This is a genomic window from Bradyrhizobium sp. HKCCYLS20291 (assembly GCF_051167715.1).
Classification (GTDB): Bacteria; Pseudomonadota; Alphaproteobacteria; order Rhizobiales; family Xanthobacteraceae; genus Bradyrhizobium.
Genome location: NZ_JBNPTO010000022.1, coordinates 85,956 through 106,812, shown reverse-complemented (window position 1 = coordinate 106,812; position 20,857 = coordinate 85,956). Strand labels below are relative to the sequence as shown.

The following is a 20,857-nucleotide window of genomic DNA, read 5'->3' as shown; positions in this document are numbered from 1 at the left end:
ACGATTCAGCGGATACAGCCGAAACCGAAGCGCGACAGCGTATATCCTGGCTCAAACGCCAGTTTCATTGAGGCGTGAGCGGAAGTCAGACTTAAACGAGAGGCCACGATCCGTGAAATCCAGCGACAACCTCACCACCGAGCGCCCGACCTTCGTCACCCATCTCGAATGCGCGATGGTCGGCGATCACTATCCGGCGGACCAGGTCCACAACCTCTCCAAGGCCGGCAAGCCGCTGCTGGTGCGCTACGATCTCGCCGGCGTGAAGCAGGCGCTGACCAAGGATGCGCTGGCGCACCGCCCGGCCGACCTGTGGCGCTACCGCGAGCTGCTGCCGGTGCGAAAGTGCGCCGACATCGTCAGCCTCGGCGAGGTCATGACGCCGCTGATCAATCTGCCGAAGCTCGGCAAGAAGCTCGGCGGCGGCGAGATCATCGTGAAGGACGAGGGACGGCTGCCGACCGGCTCTTTCAAGGCGCGTGGCCTGGTCATGGCGGTGTCGATGGGCAAGGCGCTCGGCATCACCCACATGGCGATGCCGACCAACGGCAATGCCGGCGCGGCGTTGGCGGCTTACGCGACCTCCTGCGGCATCAAGACCACGATCTTCTGTCCGGCCGATACGCCGGAGGTGAACGTCAGCGAGATCGAGCTGCAGGGCGCGACCGTGTACCGCGTCAACGGGCTCATCGATGACTGCGGCAAGATCGTCGGCGAAGGCAAGGCCAAGGTCGGCTGGTTCGACACCTCGACCTTGAAGGAGCCGTATCGCATCGAGGGCAAGAAGACGATGGGGCTGGAACTCGCCGAGCAGCTCGGCTGGGACGTGCCCGACGTGATCTTCTATCCGACCGGCGGCGGCACCGGCCTGATCGGCATGTGGAAGGCGTTCGACGAACTGGAGAAGATCGGCTTCATCGGCGCCAAGCGCCCGCGGATGGTCGCGGTGCAGGCCTCCGGCTGCGCGCCGATGGTGCGCGCGTACGAAGCGGGCGTCGAGCATGCGACGCGTTGGGAGGATGCCCACACCATCGCGTCCGGCATCCGCGTGCCCCAGGCGGTGGGGGATTTTCTCATCCTGCGCGCGGTCCGCGAGAGCAAAGGTTTCGCGATCGCCGTCGATGACGAGAAGATTTCGTCTGCGCTCAACGAAGTCGCGCGCGAGGAGGGGCTCTTGCTGTGCCCCGAAGGGGCCGCGACCTATGCGGCCTACAAGCAGAGCCTGGCCGACGGACGCGTCACGAAGAGCGACCGCGTCATGCTGTTCAATTGCGCCACCGGCCTCAAATATCCGCTGCCGAAGGTCGAGCGCGCGCTCGATCGTCACCAGCCGATCGACTACACTCAGTTCTAACCGGACGGTCGGCATTGCGGCCTGGCGCCTGATCGTCTGACAACAAGGATCAGGCCGCCCAGGGAGGACCGCGATGCGACGCCTGTTCGGCGCTGTTGTGATGGCGCTTGCCTTGTTTGTCAGCCGCGCTGGCGCGGAGACCTATCCGTCGCGCGCCATCACGGTGATCGTGCCGTTCGCCGCCGGCGGTCCCTCGGATGCGATGATGCGCATCCTTGCCGAGCACATGAAGCGGACGCTCGGCCAGCCCGTGCTGGTCGAGAACGTCACCGGCGCCGGCGGCTCGATCGGAGTCGGGCGCGCGGTGCGCTCAAAGCCCGACGGCTACACCGTGAGCTTCGGCCATCTCGGCACGCACGTGGCCAACGGCGCGGTGTATCGGCTCGGCTATGATCTCGTCGCCGATCTCGAGCCGGTGGTGCTGCTGCCCAGCAATCCGATGATCATCGTCAGCAGAAGCAACGTTCCGGCGAACTCGTTGACCGAATTCCTCGCCTGGCTGAAGTCGCAGCCGAATCCTGCATCCGCCGGCACGGCCGGCAACGGTTCCGGCAGCCACATCGCCGGGCTGTATCTCCAGCAGATCACCGGCATCAAGCTGCAATTCGTGCCGTATCGCGGCACGGGCCCGGCCATGAACGATCTCGTCGGCGGCCAGATCGATCTCATCGTCGATCAGACCTCGAACGCCATCAACCAGGTGCGCGCCGGCATGATTCGCGCCTACGCCGTCACCGACTCCAAGCGCCTCGACACCGCTCCGGAGATTCCGACCACAGACGAGGCGGGCCTTGCAGGCTTCCACATGACGCTGTGGTCGGGCCTGTGGCTGCCCAAGGGAGCGTCGCAGGAGATCGTTACGACGCTCAACGCCGCGGCCGTCGCGGCGCTGAATGACGCGGATGTGCAGAATCAATTGAAAAACCTGGGGTTGCAGATGCCGGGGCCGGATCAGCGGACGCCGGAAGCGCTCGGAGCCGTGCAAAAGGCGGAAATCGGCAAGTGGTGGCCGATGATCCGGGCCGCCGGGGTGGTGCCGGAGTAGGCAGGCGGTATTCTGCTGCGGATCGGATGGTTGCGCAACGGCCACGAATGTTGCGGGTCCGCCACAGTTTACGAAGTTTTGGTAACAATCTCGGGCGCTCCGCAAACGCGCCGCTTTTTGGCCACACCTGGTCGTGAAATACTTTGATCAGAATAGTACCTGTGCGTGTGAGGCTGCCAAAAATCCCTCTTTAGGATAGGCGTCTCCGAAGCACCGGGAGGCCAGAACAGCGATGGACGCGAAGACCGATATCAAGCGCAGGCTGCCCAGCCGTCACGTGACGGAAGGGCCGGAGCGTGCGCCGCATCGGTCGTATCTCTACGCGATGGGTCTGACCACGGCCCAGATCCACCAGCCCTTCGTCGGCGTCGCCTCGTGCTGGAACGAGGCCGCGCCCTGCAACATCGCGCTGATGCGGCAGGCCCAGGCGGTCAAGAAGGGCGTCGCCCATGCCGGCGGCACGCCGCGCGAATTCTGCACCATTACCGTGACCGACGGCATCGCGATGGGCCATGACGGCATGCGTTCGTCCCTGCCGTCGCGTGAGGCGATCGCCGATTCGGTCGAGCTCACGATCCGCGGCCATGCCTATGATGCGCTGGTCGGCCTCGCCGGCTGCGACAAATCGCTGCCGGGCATGATGATGGCGATGGTCCGGCTCAACGTGCCCTCGATCTTCATCTATGGCGGCTCGATCCTGCCCGGCAATTTCCGCGGCCAGCAGGTCACGGTGCAGGACATGTTCGAGGCCGTCGGCAAGCACTCGGTCGGCGCGATGTCGGACGGCGACCTCGACGAGCTCGAGCGCGTCGCCTGTCCGTCGGCCGGCGCCTGCGGCGCTCAGTTCACGGCCAACACCATGGCGACCGTGTCGGAAGCGATCGGGCTGGCGCTGCCTTACTCGGCTGGTGCTCCGGCCCCCTATGAGATCCGCGATTCGTTCTGCATGACCGCCGGCGAGAAGGTCATGGAGTTGATCGCAGCGAACATCCGGCCCCGCGACATCGTCACGCGGGCGTCGCTGGAGAACGCGGCGGCCGTCGTCGCGGCGTCCGGCGGGTCGACCAACGCGGCCCTCCACCTACCAGCGATTGCACACGAGGCCGGTATCAAGTTCGACTTATTTGACGTCGCCGAAATCTTCAAAAAGACACCTTATGTCGCGGATTTGAAGCCGGGTGGCCGCTATGTCGCCAAAGACATGTTTGAGGCTGGTGGAATTCCGCTGCTGATGAAGACGTTGCTCGACCACGGCTATTTGAACGGCGACTGCCTCACAGTCACCGGCCGTACGATCGCCGAAAATCTCAAAGGCGTGAAATGGAATCCGCACCAGGACGTGGTCAGGCCGGCCAACCAGCCGATCACTGCAACCGGAGGTGTTGTCGGACTGAAAGGCAATCTCGCGCCAGAGGGCGCGATCGTGAAAGTCGCGGGCATGTCGAACTTGAAATTCACTGGGCCGGCCCGCTGCTTTGATCGGGAAGAGGATGCCTTTGAAGCCGTTCAGAAACGCACCTATCGCGAGGGCGAGGTCATCGTGATCCGCTACGAAGGGCCGCGTGGCGGTCCGGGCATGCGCGAGATGCTGCAGACGACGGCGGCGCTGACCGGCCAGGGGATGGGCGGCAAGATCGCGCTGATCACGGACGGCCGGTTCTCGGGCGCGACCCGCGGCTTCTGCATCGGTCACATCGGACCCGAGGCTGCGATCGGCGGACCGATCGCGCTGGTTGAAGATGGCGACATCATCGAAATCGACGCCGAGGCGGGTATCCTTAACGTCAAGTTGAGTGACGCCGAGCTCGCAACACGCAAGACCAAGTGGACGCCGCGTGAGACCCATCACACGTCAGGTGCACTTTGGAAATATGCCCAGCAGGTGGGACCGGCCGTGGCGGGTGCCGTCACTCACCCAGGTGGTGCGCAAGAGAAACATTGCTATGCGGACATCTGATCGAATCATTTTCGTATGGATGCTTGCGGTTGCTCCGCTCGCTTTGCCGTGGCCGTCGTTTGCATTCGACGGCGCGCCGGTGAACCAGGAGCCGATCGCGGTGGCAGGGCCGCAGTCGGGTGCGCCCGGCGCGTTGCGTAAGTCTGTTCCTTCCGCGACCGCAACGACCACGGCGCCGTCGCTGACGGCGTTGCAATATGCTGCCGAGGAAGGTCACCCGGTCGCGCAGTTCAAGCTCGGCCGGATGTATGCCGCGGGCGATGGCGTCGTGCGCGACGACATCCGCGCCTTCGACTATTTCAGCCGCATCGCCAATGCGCATGCGGAGGATTCGCCGTCGGCGCCGCAGGCCCAGATCGTCGCCAACGCCTTCGTGGCGCTCGGCCGCTATTACCTCAGCGGGATTCCGAACTCCAAGGTGAAGGCGGATCCGGATCGCGCCCGCGAGATGTTCTCCTACGCCGCCTCCTACTTCGGCAACGCCGATGCCCAGTACGATCTGGCGCGGATGTACCTGAAGACGGCGGATGCCTCGCGCGACGATTTCCGCTACGGTGCGCGCTGGCTCGGCCTCGCCGCGCAAAAGGGCCAGCACCAGGCCCAGGCGCTGCTCGGCCAGATGCTGTTCAATGGCGACCGGCTGCCGCGGCAGGCCGCGCGTGGCCTCATGTGGCTGACGCTGGCGCGTGACAGCGCCGGTTCGGACGAGGCCTGGATCAAGGAGAGCTACAACCGCGCCTTTGCCAAGGCCTCGGACGACGACCGCGCCTCGGCGCTGCAGATGCTCGAGAGCTGGGTTCAGGGCAAGCGCGAGTAGGCGGAGCGGAATGCATCGCGTTCCCCTCCGCATGACGGAGGGGCTGGAGATGATGATCCGCGAGGCGACCCCCGACGACGCTGCGGCGGCCTGCGCGGTGCTTCGCGCCTCCATCATCGAACTGTGCGCGGCCGATCACCGCGGCAATCCCGACATTCTCGCGCGCTGGCTCGCCAACAAGACACCGGAAATCGTTGCAACCTGGGCCGACGGCCAGGGCCGGTCGCTGCTGGTCGCGGTCGAGGAGGGCGCCGTTCTTGCCGTCGGCGGGCTCGCTCATCCCGGCGAGATCACGGTGAACTACGTGTCGCCGCGCGCCCGGTTTCGTGGCGTCAGCTCGGCGATGGTGAACGAGCTGGAGCGGCGGGCGCGCGCGCTCGGCGCGCGGGAGATCGCACTGCTCAGCACCGAGACGGCCCACCGATTCTATCTCGCCCGCGGCTACGTCGACGTCGGCGTTCCCGCCGGCAAGTTCGGCACGGCTGCGTCCTATCCGATGCGCAAGCCGCTCGGCGGCTAGCGCCGCTTCACGCCGACGCCGTCTCGAGATCGAGATCGACCCACACCGGCACGTGATCCGACGGCTTCTCCCAGGCCCTGACGTAGCTGTCGATGCCGACCTCGACCAGCCGGTCGCTGGCCTGCGGCGACAGCAGCAGATGATCGATCCGGATGCCCATGTTCTTCTGCCAGGCGCCGGCCTGATAGTCCCAGAACGTGTACTGCCCGGGCGCGTCGGTGACGGCGCGCAGCGCGTCGGTGAGGCCGAGCGACAGCAGCGACTGGAAGCTCTCGCGCGTCTCGGGGCGGAAAAGCGCGTCGTCGACCCACGCGTCCGGATTAGACACGTCGGCCGCCGCGGGGATGACGTTGAAGTCGCCGGCGAGGATCAGCGGCTCCTCGGTCTTCAGCCGTTCACGCGCATAGTCACGAAGCCGCGACATCCATTTGAGCTTGTACGGATATTTGTCGGTGTTCGCAGGATTGCCGTTGGGCAGATAGAGACAGGCGATGCGCACGACGCCGCTTCTGAGGCTGACGACGCCTTCCAGGAACCGCGCATGCACGTCCTCGGCATCGCCGTCGAGCCCGGACTTGGTCTCGTCGAACGGCAGCTTCGACAACAGCGCGACGCCGTTGAAGGTCTTCTGGCCGTGCGTCACGACGTTGTAGCCGAGCGCTTCGATCTCCAGCCGCGGGAAGGCGTCATCCGTGCACTTGATCTCCTGCAGGCAGACGATGTCCGGCGAGCATTCCTTCAGCCAGGTCAACAGGTGATCGATTCGTTGCCGGACCGAATTGACGTTCCAGGTCGCGATGCGCATGGCCGGGTTCCAGAGACCTTCAGGAGAGACGACCGGGTTAGATCAAGCCGCGGCGGCTTTGGTCAAGGCGGATCGCCGAGGGAATCACAGGCCGGTGCAAGAATGCCATGCGTGATGGCCCATGGTGGCAGGCCGCCAATCCACGTATTCATCGGGCCGTCGCGAAGCGGGTCCACGAAACCGCGAGACACAAGGAGACCATCATGGAGCATCGACGTCTCGGCCATTCCGGCCTCCGTGTGCCGGCCCTCAGCTTCGGCACCGCCACCTTCGGCGGCAGCAACGACTTCTTCAAGGCCTGGGGCGGCACCGACGCCGATGGCGCGTCCCGGCTGATCGACGTCTGCCTCGATCACGGCATCTCGATGTTCGACAGCGCCGACGTCTATTCCAGCGGTCTTGCCGAGACCATCCTCGGCCAGGCGATCAAGGGCAAGCGCAACCGGCTGCTGATTTCGACCAAGGGAACGTTTCCGAAGGGCGACGGTCCGAACGATTACGGCTCGTCGCGCCAGCACCTCATCGATGCGGTGGAGGGCTCGCTGACGCGGCTCGGCGTCGATCACATCGACCTCTATCAGCTGCACGGTCAGGACTACAACACGCCGGTCGAGGAGACGCTGTCGACGCTCGACCAGCTCGTGCGCGCCGGCAAGATCCGCTACATCGGCTGCTCGAATTTCTCCGGCTGGCACCTGATGAAGTCGCTCGCCGCCTCCGACCGTCACGGCACTCCGCGCTACGTCGCGCATCAGGCCTACTACTCGCTCTTGAACCGCGACTACGAATGGGAGCTGATGCCGCTCGGCCGTGACCAGGGCGTCGGCGCCGTGATCTGGAGCCCGCTCGGCTGGGGCAAGCTGACCGGCAAGATCCGCCGCGGACAGCCGGCCAAGCCCGGCACCCGCGCGCACGACATCGCCGGCACCGGGCCGCAATTCCAGGAGGAGCGGCTGTATCGCATCGTCGATGCGCTCGACGGCGTCGCCAGCGAGACCGGCAAGACCATTCCGCAGGTCGCGCTGAACTGGCTCTCGCAGCGCCCGACGGTGTCGACGATCATCGTCGGCGCTCGCAACGAAAGCCAGCTGATCGAGAACATCGGCGCGGTCGGCTGGAGCCTGACGGCCGACCAGGTGGCTGCGCTCGACGCCGCCAGCGACATCCCCGCGGCCTATCCGGTCTGGCATCAGCGCGGCTTCCCGATGCTCAACGAGCGGCGCTAGCCGCCGCTCGGCCATCCGACTCCTGTGGAACTCAGTGCTGCCGCTGCGCTTGCGTCACCGATCCATTTGACGGCGAGCAGGGGCGGGCGGTAGCATTGCAGCTCGATCGTCACGTGGCCGCGCTCCGGTCATTCTGGAGCCGCCACAACGGGGGGCATCGACCCCGGACCGATCGGCGGTTGAGCCTCACGACTGTGCCGGACCCGCAGTCTTCAATGTGACGATGTTTGGCTCACTAAGTCGTCCCGGCGAACCGCGCTCTCATCATCGATCATGGTTTGCGCGCCTCGGCCTACGGGCCATGGCCAACACCGTCCCGACGCGTGCGGCCGCGCTGCTCGCAAGCGTCCCACGAACAGGCGACTGAGCCTGCACGTGTCCGATCACTTGTCGCCGAAGCGGCTGGCGACGCGTGTCAGCCCCGCCCGAAACTCGGGATCGCGCGCGGCGCGGCTCGACTTGTCCAGGATGTCCGCGATCGGACGGCGCTCGTCCGGCGTGAGCAGCGGGCCGGCGCGCTCGGCGAACGCGGTGAACGCCGGCAGGCGCGCGCGTCGCCATGCGTCCGTCGCCTCGGGGCGGTTGATGATCGCGAGCACCAACCGGACCGCAAGCGTGAGGGTCTGTTGCGGACTGGGTTTCAGCCCGGCCAGCACACCGCGATACTCAACCGGGGCAGCTGCGGCGGTCGCCAGCGAGGCTGCGGTGACGCCGAGCATCGCGTCCGCGCAGCGGCCGATCTCGTTGGCATAGTCGCGCATTCGCTCGCGCGCCGTCTCGGCAGCTGCGGGCAAGTTGTACAAATCGCAGACGTCACCGATCGCAATCATCCACTGCCCGATTCCGCCCAATTGGCTGATCAACGGAGTTTCCCGGGTGAGGTCACCGATGTCGAGCACCGTATCGAGCAAGGGGCCCGCGGCCGGATCGGAAGCGTGTGGCGGACGTCCGTTCGGCACCATCGTCTTGAGCTTCTTCGCAGCCTCGATCACTGCGACGATCCGGCCAGGATCGAGCTCGCCCGGCTTGCGCCGGACGCTCGATGCGAGATCCGGGCAAAGGCCAACCTTGGCGACCTCGGCCTGGAAGAAGCCGCTGCTGCGGCAAAACGGGGCCGCCAGGGCGAGCGCCTCGTCGCGGCGCTGCTGGGCGAGCAGTGTCTTGGCCAGGATCGACTTTAGCAGGTTGGTGACCGCCGGATTGAGCTTCACCAGCGCCTTTTCCTCGGCGAGTCCCGCACGCAGCTCGCGCTCCGCACCGCTTACATCCATGGTGATCAGGAGCGCGGCAGCGCGGTCCAGCCGCGCCCGCGGATCGTGCGGATATTTCCGCACCAACTCGCTCGAGCGCAGCAGGCCTTCCTCGGAGTTGCGCGGCGGTCCCCGCGGCACCTCGGACTCGGGCATCAATACGACCGGCTCCTCCTGGGACAATGCAATCCCGGCCGGGCCGGTGCTGACGGTCGCCGCGACCAGCAGGCCCGCGATCAGCGTCCGCAGCCTCAGTGGTCTGCCGTGAGTGTCGAAGTTGCCGGCCATCGGTCGTCGTCCACCTGGCATTGATCGAGTCTCCACGCGGGTGCACCGGCGCATCCCATCGGCGGCGGATCTGATCCATTGTTGGAGCAGGGTCTTCGGAGTCAAGCGCGAGAGCTGATGGTTCGAGCTGGCCCGACGACGTTTGTCGCCGCGGCTGTCGTGGAGATCACGGTGTGATCGTTCGAACTACAATCGTAAGTTAATTGGCGGCTCTCGTTCCATGTCCGCGCCGCCACAATGGGGGGGCATCGACCCCGGACCGATTGGCGGTTGAGCCTCACGACTGTGCCGGACCCGCAGTCTTCAATGTGACGATGTTTGGCTCACTAAGTCGTCCCGGCGAACCGCATCGGAATTTTGGCGGCGGGTAACGATCTCGCACATCATCGCTTGAAGGTCGTGAGACGAGCGCAGTGCTAGTGAATGTGCCCTCGCCCCTTGTGGGAGAGGGCATGTAGGAAAGTGCAGCAAGCTCGGTTGGGTGAGGGGTATCTATCCGAGTGCATCAGTTGCGGAGAGAACCCCTCACCCAACCGAGTTCGCGGATTGGCTGCCGATGCCCTTTCCCACCCTGGCGAAGCTTCGCTTCGCCTTGGGGGCGAGGGCGCTGTATCTGACAGATCGCTCGCTGTTCGAAGGAAAGCAGGACGCCGCGATCAGATCGTCCATCCCTCCGCCGGATAAGCCGTCGCATCGCCCGGCATGATCTCCGCACCCAATCCGTTGCGAAACCGGCTGGCGTAGAATGCCAGCGGCAGGCCGTCCTGGTGGTGGCACCAGCGCACTTCGCCGATGAACAGCGTATGGTCGGCGATATCGACTGTGCTCACCACCTCGCATCCGAATTGCGCGATCGCCTGCGGCAGCAGGAAGAAGCCGTCGCGCTCGTCGAACGCCGGCGCGCCCTGCGGCAAGGTGGCGCCGGCAAAATACCGGCCGATCGCGACGTCATCGGCCGCGAGCACGTTGACCGCGTAGCGGCGCGTCGCGTTCACCGCCTGCCAGGTGCGGCCGCGCTTGAGCGAGACCAGCACCGTCGGCGGCTGCATCGAGACCGTGGTGAAGCTGTTGGCGGTCATGCCGACCGGCGCACCGTCGGCGTCGCTGCTCGTCACCACGGTGACACCGGTGGAGAAGCGCGACGCCGCGGCACGAAAGCTCGCCGGGTCGGCATGGTGACTCATGAGCTGCTCCACATCATCGGCCTCACGCCGCGAGCTGCGTTCGCTCATCGATCCAGGCATGGATGCGCCGGTCGCTCGCCAGCCGGTCCCATTGCCGCTCCGGATAGTTGAAATTGTCGGTGAATTCGTCGCAGAGCGCACGGTTCTGCGCCATCGTGACAATCAGCCGTCCGATCGCCTCGGACGGCGGCTGCAGCATCAGATTGGTCCAGCGCGCCGCCGCGAGCACGCGGTTCTCGCGGGCGCGATCGACCGTCTCGACGAAGCGATCGTCGAACGCCACGGCGTCGACGATCGCCTTGCCGAGCTCGAACGCCGCGTACGACGCCATGTTGGCGCCCTGGCCCATCATTGGATCGACCACCGAATGCACGTCGCCGAGCGCGATCGCGATCTTGCCGTCGAAGCTGACCGATGAGCGCCGCACCGTCGGCACCACCGCGCCCTGCAGCAGATCCAGCGGCTGCAGGTCGAAGCGGTGCGTGTCGATCTTGTTGTAGGTGTGCGGATGGTGCTTCTCGAGCTTGTCGAGCATCGTCTGCCGGAAGCCCGCGGGATCGGCATCGTAGTTGAGCGACACCAGTTCGGCCATGTCGCCGCCCGGGATGTTCTCCATCAAGAGCGCCGTCTTCATGCCGCCGAAGGTCAAGGTCGGGATCACGATCATCTCGCCATGGCCCGGCGAGACCGACAGCGTCACGCCGCGCGGATCGTCGCCGTCGGGGCTGCCGTGATCGACGCCGTCATAGAGGCCGACGCAGAGCAGGCGCTGCGGCTGCTGATAGGGCGACAGCTCCGGTCGGTGGCTGAACATCCGCCCGAGCGCGCCCTTGCCGGTCGACACCACCAGCAGATCGAAGCGCGCCACCAGGGCCGGGACGTCATCGTCCTGGATGCTGGCATATTCGATGGTGCCGCCGCGATCCTCAAAGTCCTTCATCAGCGCCGGCAGGTAGATCCGGTAGTCGACCGCTCTGCTCGGCTGCTTGAAGGCGCCGCGGAACAGCAGGGGGCTGCCGGGGAAATTGAAGAAGTGATCATGGTGGTAGTAGACGAATTCGGGATCGCCCCAATGATTCACGCCGAGCTCGGTCTCGCGCGCCACCGTGATGCCGTGATGCGCCACCGTGTTCATCAGCCGCGTCGCAGCATACTGCTCGGGCTCGCGGTCCGTGAGGACGGTCGCCTGGATGCCGTGCTTCTGCAGGTAGAGCGCCAGATGCAGCCCGCCAATGCCGGCGCCGACGATGCCAATCGACTTCTCCATGGGTCTCCCTCCGTTTTGATTTTTGCAGAGGCTAGACCAGTCCTCCCGATCACGTATACGGAATGACAAGAATAAAACTCATTCCAAGGAGGAATGGATGGACCGGATCGACGCGCTGCAGACCTTCATCCGGGTCATGGAGGCCGGCAGCTTCACGCTAGCCGCCGCCGATCTCGGCCTTGGCCAGCCGGCGATCACCAAGCGCATCGCGCTGCTGGAGGAGCAGTTCGGCTGCCGCCTGTTCGTCCGCACCACGCGCAAGCTGCGCCCGACCGCCGAGGCCGACCGGGTGCTGAAGCTCGCCAAGGACATCGTCACCTTGTTCGAGAGCGCAGGCGTGCCGTCGCCGAAACGCGTCGGTGCGCCCTCCGGCACCCTGCGGATGACGGTGCCGACGTCGTTCGGCCGCTATTTCTTTGCCGACATCGTCGCCGAGTACGGACGTCGCTATCCCGAGGTGCGGCTCGACATCCGCTTCACCGAGCAGTTCGTCGACCTCGTCGAGACCGGCACCGAGCTCGCCATCCGCATCGGCGTGCTGTCATCGAGCTCGCTGGTCGCGCGCCGCGTCGGCACGGTGAAGCGGCTGCTGGTGGCGGCGCCGACGCTGCTTGCACGACACCGCGCGCCGCGGCTGCCCAACGATCTGCGTCAGCTGCCCTGTGTGACCTATTCGCGGCTGTCGCCGAAGAACGAATGGAGCTTCGAATCCGAGACCGGCCGCCACGTCGTCGGCATCACGCCCTCGCTCACCTGCGACGACGCCGACATCATGGCGCTGGCCGCGCTGGAGGGCCTCGGCGCTGCCGTGCTGCCGGACTGGTGCGCGGTCCGACACATCGCATCGGGCAGGCTGATCCACCTGCTGCCCGACTACGACGTCCCCTCATTGCCGCTCCACGTCGTCTATCCCGACCCGCAATGGATGTCGCACCGCGCGCGCCTGTTCCGCGACCTGATCATCGAGCGCGCCGATGTGTTTGCGATCGGCGCGCCGCAATGAAGGATGCGTAGGGTGGGCAAAGGCGCGCAGCGACGCGAAGCGTCGCGAGCACCGTGCCCACCGCGACTGGGCGTGAAACGATGGTGGGCACGCGCCCGCCTGCGGCGCTCGCTTTGCCCACCCTACGAACTCATCGCAAGATGATCTAAGCAAACTCTCATTAACGTTGCGCACGAACATCGCCGGCCTCCTGATTGACGTCTTCGCTGGTCTCCCCGCAATCTCCTGGTGATTGCGCAAACAAGCATATTGCAGGGGCAGGGATCGATGAACGAGGCCACGAAGCCAGGCATTCCGCTGTGGTTCAAGCTAACCTACAGCGCATTCTGCGCGGTTCTGGTGCCGACCTATCTGATGGCCTACGGCCCGACCAACTTTCTCTACTTCTGCGACGTCGCGCTGCTGACCACGTTGGCCGCGGTCTGGCTGGAGAGTCCGCTGCTGGCCTCGGCGCCGGCGGTCGGCATCCTGCTGCCGCAAGCGCTGTGGGTGGCCGATTTCCTCGGGACCGCCGCCGGCCTGCCGATCACGGGCATGACCGCCTACATGTTCGACGCCAAGCTGCCGCTGTTCACCCGCGGCCTCTCGTTCTTCCATTTCTGGCTGCCCTTCGTGCTGGCCTGGCTGGTGTGGCGGCTCGGTTATGACCGGCGCGCCTTCGCGGTCTGGACCATCGGCGCGTGGGCGCTGCTGTCGGTGTGCTACTTCCTGATGCCGCCGCCGCCCGCCACCAGCAACCTGCCGGTCAACATCAACTACGTGTACGGCCTGAGCGATGCGGTGGCGCAAGGCTTCATGCCGGGTCCGGCCTGGTTCGCGATGCTGCTGATCGGGCTGCCGCTCGTGATCTTCTATCCGACGCATCGGCTGCTGCTGCGCTATGCCGGAGGCGTGCCGATGTTGTCGGCGATTCCCGCGCGGTCCTCGTAGACGTGGAGGCGCGTAGGGTGGGCAAAGGCGCGCAGCGACGCGAAGCGTCGTGAGCACCGTGCCCACCGGCGTCGTGCGTGAAACAAGACGGTGGGCACGTGGCCGCCTGCGGCGTCCCCTTTGCCCACCCTACGTTTCGCTTTGGCCATCGGCCTCTCCGCCGTCATTGCGAGCGAAGCAAAGCAATCCAGGGCGGAGCAGGGACACTGGATTGCGTCGCTTCGCTCGCAATGACGAGGATGCTAGAGTATCGCCTCAAGCGATTGACTTGAGACGGGACTGCGAGGGAGACGACGATGCGGCTGGCGGTGATTTCCGACGTGCATGGCAATCTGCCGGCGCTGGAGGCTGTGCTTGCCGACATCAGGACGCGCGGCGTCGATGCCACCGTCAATCTCGGCGACTGCGTGACCAGTCCACTCTGGCCGCGCGAGACGTTCGAGCTGCTGCAATCGCTGTCGCTGCCGACCGTGCGCGGCAATCATGATCGCTGGATCGAGGAGTATCCCGAGGAGAAGCTGTCGCCGGCCGGCCGCTTTGCGCGGGCGGCGCTGAACGCCGAGCAGCGCCGCCAGTTGCATGCGCTGCCGGCGCGCATTGTGCTGGAGCAGGGCATCCTCGGCGTCCACGGCACGCCCGATGATGACAGCGCGTGCCTGCTCGAAGAGATGCTCGACGACGGCCGCTATGTCGCAGCGCGCCGCGACGTGCTGGCCTCGCGGCTCGTCAATCTCGGCGGCGCCACCTTGGTGCTGTGCGGGCACAGCCATCGCCAGGCGGTGGTGCAGGTGCCGCGCGGTCCCCTGGTCGTCAATCCCGGCAGCGTCGGCTGCCCGGTGTTCGGCGACATCCCGGTCGCCGCCCAACTCGAATATCGCTCGCCGCACGCGCGCTACGCCGTGCTGACCGAGCGTCGCGGCCATTGGCAGGCCGAGCTGTTTGCGCTGGCCTACGATTGGGATCGCGCTGCGGCGCGCGCGCTCGAGAACGGATTTCCGCGCTGGGCCAGCGCCTACGCCTCCGGCGCCGTGATCTGAGCCTCGTCCGTCACGCACGGCGCCGATGGTCAGTAGAGCCCGCCGGTCACCTGCATCACTGCGCCCGAATTCGCCGGATTGGCGGGGAGCCGGTTCGGATCATTGTCCGCCTGCGCCGAATAGTCGTCCGGCGGCGCGGTGCCTGGTTTGAACGGTTCGAGGATGACGCTGCCGGTCTGGCCGGGAACGGCGCGCATGCCGGTCTTGGCATCGACGCGAACCAGCTTGATGCCGGCCGGCATCTTGAAGGGCGTGGCCGGCTTGTCGGCGATCGCGAGCTTCAGGAAATCGCGGGCCACGGGGGCTGCAATCCGCGCCGCCTGTGCGGTCTTGCCGAGGCTGCGCGGCTTGTCGTAGCCGATGTAGAGGCCGACGACGAGATCCGGCGAGAAGCCGACGAACCACACGTCCTTCGCTTCGTTGGTGGTGCCGGTCTTGCCGGCGATCGGCTTGCCGACCTCCTTCAGGGCAACGGCGGTGCCGCCCTGGACGACGCCTTCCATCAGTTCGGTGATCTGGTACGCGGTCAGGCTGTCCAGCACCTGCTCGCGGCGATCCACCAGTTGCGGCTCTGGCTGATTGTGCCAGCCTTCGGGCGCCTCGCAGCCGCGGCATTCCCGGCTGTCGTGCCTGAAGATGGTGCGGCCGTAGCGATCCTGGATACGGTCGATCAGCGTCGGCTTCACGCGGCGGCCGCCGTTGGCGATCATCGCATAGGCCGACACCATGCGTATCACCGTCGTCTCGCCGGTGCCGAGCGAGTAGGAGAGATAGTTCGGGACGTCGTCATAGATGCCGAAGCGCCGCGCATATTCGGAGATCAGGGGCATGCCGACATCCTGCGCGAGCCGCACGGTCACCGTGTTCAGCGACAATCTGAGCGCATTGCGCAGCGTCGTCGGCCCGAGATATTTGCCGCTGGTGAAATCCTCCGGACGCCAGACCTCGTTGCCCTGGCCCTGGTCGATCTCGAGCGGGGCGTCGACGATCATGCTCGACGGCGTGTAGCCGTTGTCGAGCGCGGCCGAGTAGACGATCGGCTTGAAGGTCGAGCCGGGCTGCCGGTAGGCCTGCGAGGCGCGGTTGAACTGGCTCTGATCGTAGGAGAAGCCGCCGACCATGGCGACCACGCGGCCGGTGTTCGGCTCCATCGCGACCATCGCCCCCGACACTTCCGGAAGCTGCTCCAGACGATATTGGCCGTCGACCGGCTTGCCCTCCTTGAACAGCGGATCGACATAGATCACGTCGCCCGGCTGCAGCACCTGCGAAACGGCGGTGGGAGTCTTTCCGCTTCTCGGACCGGCGACGGGCCTCGCCCATCTGACGCCATCGAGCGAGATCAGCCCGGTCTGGCGCTCCTTGCTGACGGCGCCGAATTCGCGCGGCGGCTGAAAGCCGATGCGCGCGGACTGATCCGACACCTCCAGCACGACGGCCATCCGCCAGGGCGAGATGTCGCTCAGCGATTTCACCTCGGCGAGGCGCGCGCCCCAGTCTCCCGACATGTCGAGCTTGCTGACCGGGCCGCGATAGCCTTGCTCCTGGTCGTAGCGCACCAGACCCGCGACCAGGGTCTTGCGCGCCATCACCTGCATCTTAGGGGCGAGCGTGCTGTGCACGGACAGGCCGCCCTCATACAGCTTCTTCTCGCCGTAGCGCTCGAGCAGGTCGCGGCGGGTCTCCTCGGCGAAGAACTCGCCGGCGAACGTGTGGGCGTTGGCGGCGTGGCTGGTCAGCGTAATCGGCTCCCGGCGCGCGGTGTCCGCGTCGGCCCTGGTGATCAAGCCATTTTCGAACAGGCGGTCGACCACGTAGTTGCGGCGCTCGATGGCACGGTCACGATTGCGCACCGGGTGCAGGCTGCCCGGCATCTTGGGCAGCGCCGCGAGATAGGACGCCTCGGCGATCGTCAGCTCGTTGACCGACTTGTCGAAATAGGACAGGGCGGCAGCCGCGATGCCATAGGAGCCGGAGCCGAGATAGATCTCGTTGAGATACAGCTCGAGGATCCGATCCTTGGAATATGTCTGCTCGATGCGCAGGGCGAGCAGGGCCTCCTTGATCTTGCGATTGAGCGATACCTCGTTGGTCAGAAGGAAGTTCTTCGCGACCTGCTGGGTGATCGTCGACGCCCCCTGCGGCCGGCGCGACGAGCCAAGATTCTGCACATAGGCAACGGCCGCGCGCGCCATGCCGGAGAAGTCAAGTCCGCCGTGCTGGTAGAAGTTCTTGTCCTCGGCGGAGATGAACGCGTTGATCACGAGCTTCGGAATCGCCTGGATCGGCAGATAGAGCCGGCGCTCCCGCGCATACTCGCCGAGCAGCGACCCATCCGCGGCGTGTACGCGGCTCATGACGGCCGGCTCGTAGTCCTGAAGCTGGGAATAGTCGGGCAGGTCTTGCGAGAACTTCCAGATCAGGCCGGCGACGCCGGCTCCGGCGATCAAAAACAGGATGGCACCGGTGGCAAAGAACAAGCCGAAGAAACGCAGCAGGCCCCGCTTGGGTGTGGGTCTCTTTTCGCGGCGTGCTGGTCGTCGCGGCCGCGCCGAGTCATGGCGTCCAGTTACGGTCATGGTGTCCCGTCGGAAGCGATCAGCGGCAGGCCGTGCCGTCATGGCACGAGGGAACCCACCCCGGGTGTCGAATTACCATGTGATCAACGGCCAAAGTGAGGCTCGCATCGGCGCGCGGTCTCGTTGCAGCGCGGTGCGCGATCGCCGAACCATGCGCTGCGCGGCCAGGCGATTTTCTTTCGCAATCTCAACGGGACATGGTCTGTCCAGTCCTGTCACGAAAAATATTTCGATTTCGTTTTTACGGAAAATGTGGTTCTCTGCCATGGTCCCGCCTCGGCACGAGGGGCGTATCGCGATCGTCATGACACGCGGGGTGGGATGCGGTGGGCGCTTTAGGTCGCAGCATGGCTTCGGTCGTGCCGACGAACGGCACGAGGCGCACGTCGAAAACGTATGGTCCTGGCATCTCGACGCTGATGCTACGCCGGTGGTGATGATGATCCGCCGGTCACGGGGGCAAGACAGCCGATCCCCGGGGAGAGTACGCATAAGACGTCAAGCCATCGCGCAGGGAATGCCGGATGACCGGCTGGACCTGTGGTGACTGCCGCCTGCTTTTTTTCTGCAGGCGGGCCATGGGTTGCGGCCAGCACCCGGCATTCCCTGCACCCTCGTCTTTGAAGAGGGTGAAACCAGGATGCACACCTCGGGCGGATCACGCCGCGGGAACGTCGTTCTGCGCCCAAACGGCAGTGGCGCGCGTCGAGAGCGCGGCGTGCAAGTGCCGATGGATGGCCAGGCACTGGGCCCGACATTCTCGTCCCGTACTTCTACGGGGAGGGCAATTAACGCGGCTGAAGCAGCACCTCGTGCATGGCAGGAGATCACAAGGAAGGTTCTGCGCCGTCATGATGTGGCCTGGAAATCCCGCGAGCTCGAAGCGAGCCGCAAGCGCCGGACCGCTCGGCGCATTCTTTCTTTGGCTGGGCGGGTTCGGGGCCATCGCGGCTCTCGACGACGACTCGCTGACGGAGCGCGATCGCAGGCGCATCCGGGCCCGTCAGATCGATGCCGTGGCCCGGCTGGTCCCGGTGACCATCGGCATCAACTTCGCCAACGCCGCCATCATTCTCGGCGTGTTCTGGAACAAGGTTTCCAATCTGTTTCTGTTCGCCTGGGGAACGGCGATCGCCGTGGCCGGCGTCATGGCGCTGCGCGGCTGGTGGCGCGCGCGTCAATCGCCGCCGCAGGAAGCCTCCGAGCGCGGCATTCGCCGCATGACCCTGCAGGCGTTCTTTCTCTCGGCCACCTGGGGCTCGCTGCCGCTGATCGTGATGCCGCAGGTCGATGCGCAGTTGCAGATCGTCGTCGGGTCGCTGATGACCGGCATGATCTCCGGCGGCGCGTTCGCGATGTCGAGCGTGCCGCGCGCCGGATTGACCTACACCTGGACCATGATGGCCGCTTCGGTTGCCTCGCTGTTTCTCTGCGGCGGTCAGATCTATCTCGTCCTCGTGATCTTCCTGTTCCTGTACACCTCGTTCATGGTGCGTCACCTGGTGTCGCACGGCAACGTGTTCCTGGAGAACCTCAAGGCGCAGATCCGCCACGAGCGGCAGAACGAGACGATCTCGCTGCTGCTCAAGGAATTTCAGGAGAACGCGTCGAGCTGGCTGTGGCAGACCGATGCGGAGGGAAGGCTGATCGATGCGCCGCAGCGTTTCGCCGACGTCGCCCAGCTGCCGCTCGATCAGCTCAAGGGCGAGCGGCTCGTCGACACGCTCGAATATCTCTGCCCGACCGACACGGCGACGCTGGCGACCTTTGCCGATCGCATGAAGCGGCGGCTGTCGATCCCGGAAATCCTGATCCATGTCGTCGTGGCCGGCGGCGAGCGGCGGCGTTGGGCGCTGACCGCGCGGCCGTCGCGCGATTATGACGGCAAGTTCGCCGGCTATCGCGGCTTCGGCCGCGACGTCACTGAGCGCTGGCGCGCCGAGCAGGCCGAGGCCGAGAGCCGCGCCAAGTCGGACTTCCTGGCGATGATGAGCCACGAGATCCGCACCCCGATGAACGGCGTGCTCGGACTGGCCTCTACGCTGCTGGAGACCAAGCTCGATCCGGAGCAGCGCCACGCGGTCATGACGATCCGCGAATCCGGCGACAATCTGCAGCGCATCCTCAACGACATTCTCGATCTGTCGAAGCTCAATGCCGGCAAGCTCGAATTCGAGTCGGTGGATTTTTCGCCCGCAGCCTTGGTCGAAGCCGTCACGGCGATCATGGGCGTCAACGCGAAATCGAAGAGTCTCCTGGTCAACGCCGACATCGACCAGAAGCTGCCGCCGGCGCTGAAGGGCGACGTGGCGCGCATCCGCCAGGTGCTGATCAACCTCGCCTCGAACGCGGTGAAGTTCACCGAGCGCGGCGGCGTGACCATCGCCGTGAGCTGCACGTCGCGCCAGCACGACGTAGCCACGATCGAATGGCGGGTGTCCGACACCGGCATCGGCATTCCCGCCGACCGCGTCGGCAAGCTGTTCACCGAATTCGCCCAGGCCGACGCCTCGATCAACCGCCGCTTCGGCGGCACCGGTCTTGGGCTTGCGATCTCCCGCCGCATCATCGAGCAGATGGGCGGCACGATCGCGGTGTCGTCGGTGGCGGGCGAGGGCTCGACGTTCCGCTTCAGCCTGACCTTGCCGTGGAGCGACAAGCAGATCTCGGATCAGCGTGGCGATCGTGTCGGCGCCGGCGACCTCAAGGCCCGGATCGAGGCGCTCGGCCGTCCGCTGCGCGTGCTGATCGCGGAGGACGACGCCACCAACCGCATGGTGGTGTCGAAGATGCTGCAGGAATTCGAGATCGACAAATGCATCGTGCCGGATGGCGTGCAGGCGGTGAAGGCGGCGGCCGAACAGGAGTTCGATCTCGTCCTGATGGACGTCCGCATGCCCGAGATGGACGGCATCACCGCGACCCGCACGATCCGCGGCAAGGGCGGGCGGCTCGCCGAGTTGCCGATCATCGCGCTCACCGCCAATGCCTTCCCCGACGACATCAAGCAGTGCCGCGAGGCCGGCATGAGCGACTTCCTGGCCAAGCCCTTGCGCAAGCCGGCCATGGTGGCGGCGATGCTGAAGGCGATCGGCCCGGCGGCGCCGCGGGTGGAGGCGCCGAGTCTTGCGCCGTCCGATGGCGCGGCGGCGACGGCCGAGGTCTGAGCGAGGCGGAGGAGGGGCTAGACCGAGAAGCTGGTGCCGCAGCCGCACGAGGCGGTAGCGTTGGGATTGTTGATCCGGAACGAGGCGCCCATCAGGTCGTCGACGAAATCGACCTCGGAGCCGGCGAGGAACGGCACCGATGCCGGATCGACCAGCACCACGGCGCGGTCGCGCGCGATGACCAGGTCGTCCTCGGCCTTGGCGCGGTCGATGTCGAACTTGTACTGGAAGCCGGAGCAGCCGCCGCCTTCCACCGAGATGCGCAGCATGGCGCCTGCGGTCTCCTTGCCGAGGATCTCGCCGATGCGGCGGGCGGCGCGTTCGCTGATGGTGACGGGGGTGGTCGTGGTTGCGGTCATCACCAAGGGGCTCCTGAAGCTCATCATGCCCTATTCATTTGGTGTCGGGCACTCCCCATAGTTAAGTGG

General features: G+C 65.8%; 16 protein-coding genes. 10 read left to right on the top strand and 6 right to left on the bottom strand.

The annotated features are described in order from the left end of the window. Positions 1-112: 112 nt before the first annotated feature. From ACQR07_RS33195 to ACQR07_RS33175, 5 genes are all read left to right on the top strand, one after another. Complete coding sequence (locus ACQR07_RS33195) at positions 113-1,354, top strand: threonine synthase (RefSeq protein WP_434906264.1); 1,242 nt, start codon at positions 113-115, stop codon at positions 1,352-1,354. A 73-nt stretch (positions 1,355-1,427) separates the two neighbouring features. Next, on the top strand, positions 1,428-2,399 hold the full coding sequence (locus tag ACQR07_RS33190) for a tripartite tricarboxylate transporter substrate binding protein BugD (RefSeq protein WP_434906263.1): 972 nt from the start codon (positions 1,428-1,430) through the stop codon (positions 2,397-2,399). 232 nt (positions 2,400-2,631) lie between these two features. After that, a complete protein-coding gene (gene ilvD / locus ACQR07_RS33185; RefSeq protein WP_434870599.1) occupies positions 2,632-4,356 on the top strand; it encodes a dihydroxy-acid dehydratase in 1,725 nt (574 codons plus the stop codon). A gap of 100 nt (positions 4,357-4,456) precedes the next feature. Continuing rightward, a complete protein-coding gene (locus tag ACQR07_RS33180; protein ID WP_434906282.1) occupies positions 4,457-5,173 on the top strand; it encodes a tetratricopeptide repeat protein in 717 nt (238 codons plus the stop codon). Between the two features lie 49 nt (positions 5,174-5,222). Continuing rightward, the gene (locus ACQR07_RS33175) at positions 5,223-5,693 is read left to right on the top strand and encodes a GNAT family N-acetyltransferase (RefSeq protein WP_434906281.1); all 471 of its coding nucleotides are present in this window, start codon (positions 5,223-5,225) and stop codon (positions 5,691-5,693) included. 7 nt (positions 5,694-5,700) lie between these two features. On the opposite strand, the gene xth is transcribed toward ACQR07_RS33175, so the two are convergent. Continuing rightward, entirely contained in the window at positions 5,701-6,498 is a 798-nt protein-coding gene (gene xth / locus ACQR07_RS33170; RefSeq protein ID WP_434906262.1) for an exodeoxyribonuclease III, read from the bottom strand. A gap of 203 nt (positions 6,499-6,701) precedes the next feature. Here xth and ACQR07_RS33165 point away from each other — a divergent pair, with 203 nt between their 5' ends. After that, a complete protein-coding gene (locus tag ACQR07_RS33165; RefSeq protein ID WP_434906261.1) occupies positions 6,702-7,724 on the top strand; it encodes an aldo/keto reductase in 1,023 nt (340 codons plus the stop codon). A 383-nt stretch (positions 7,725-8,107) separates the two neighbouring features. On the opposite strand, the gene ACQR07_RS33160 is transcribed toward ACQR07_RS33165, so the two are convergent. The 3 genes from ACQR07_RS33160 to styA form a co-directional block, all read right to left on the bottom strand. Further along, positions 8,108-9,262 carry a hypothetical protein gene (locus ACQR07_RS33160; protein ID WP_434906260.1) on the bottom strand — a complete coding sequence of 385 codons (1,155 nt, stop codon included), beginning with the start codon at positions 9,260-9,262 and terminating at the stop codon, positions 8,108-8,110. Between the two features lie 656 nt (positions 9,263-9,918). After that, a complete protein-coding gene (locus tag ACQR07_RS33155; RefSeq protein ID WP_434906259.1) occupies positions 9,919-10,446 on the bottom strand; it encodes a flavin reductase family protein in 528 nt (175 codons plus the stop codon). 22 nt (positions 10,447-10,468) lie between these two features. After that, positions 10,469-11,713 carry a styrene monooxygenase subunit StyA gene (styA, locus tag ACQR07_RS33150; protein WP_434906258.1) on the bottom strand — a complete coding sequence of 415 codons (1,245 nt, stop codon included), beginning with the start codon at positions 11,711-11,713 and terminating at the stop codon, positions 10,469-10,471. Positions 11,714-11,810: 97 nt separating this feature from the next. Between styA and ACQR07_RS33145 the strand changes: the two genes are divergently transcribed. The 3 genes from ACQR07_RS33145 (at position 11,811) to ACQR07_RS33135 (ending at position 14,683) form a co-directional block, all read left to right on the top strand. After that, positions 11,811-12,716 (top strand): LysR substrate-binding domain-containing protein, encoded by a 906-nt coding sequence (locus ACQR07_RS33145; RefSeq protein ID WP_434906257.1) that lies wholly within the window; start codon positions 11,811-11,813, stop codon positions 12,714-12,716. Between the two features lie 267 nt (positions 12,717-12,983). Then, positions 12,984-13,646, top strand: a complete 663-nt coding sequence (locus ACQR07_RS33140) for a hypothetical protein (RefSeq protein WP_434906256.1) — start codon at positions 12,984-12,986, stop codon at positions 13,644-13,646. Between the two features lie 296 nt (positions 13,647-13,942). Beyond that, a complete protein-coding gene (locus ACQR07_RS33135; protein WP_434906255.1) occupies positions 13,943-14,683 on the top strand; it encodes a metallophosphoesterase family protein in 741 nt (246 codons plus the stop codon). Positions 14,684-14,712: 29 nt separating this feature from the next. On the opposite strand, the gene ACQR07_RS33130 is transcribed toward ACQR07_RS33135, so the two are convergent. Next, entirely contained in the window at positions 14,713-17,163 is a 2,451-nt protein-coding gene (locus tag ACQR07_RS33130; protein WP_434906254.1) for a penicillin-binding protein 1A, read from the bottom strand. 950 nt (positions 17,164-18,113) lie between these two features. Between ACQR07_RS33130 and ACQR07_RS33125 the strand changes: the two genes are divergently transcribed. After that, positions 18,114-20,429, top strand: a complete 2,316-nt coding sequence (locus ACQR07_RS33125) for an ATP-binding protein (RefSeq protein ID WP_434906253.1) — start codon at positions 18,114-18,116, stop codon at positions 20,427-20,429. Positions 20,430-20,446: 17 nt separating this feature from the next. Here the strand turns inward: ACQR07_RS33125 and erpA are convergent, their stop codons facing one another. Then, entirely contained in the window at positions 20,447-20,788 is a 342-nt protein-coding gene (gene erpA / locus ACQR07_RS33120) for an iron-sulfur cluster insertion protein ErpA (protein WP_434906252.1), read from the bottom strand. Between the last annotated feature and the right edge of the window lie 69 nt (positions 20,789-20,857).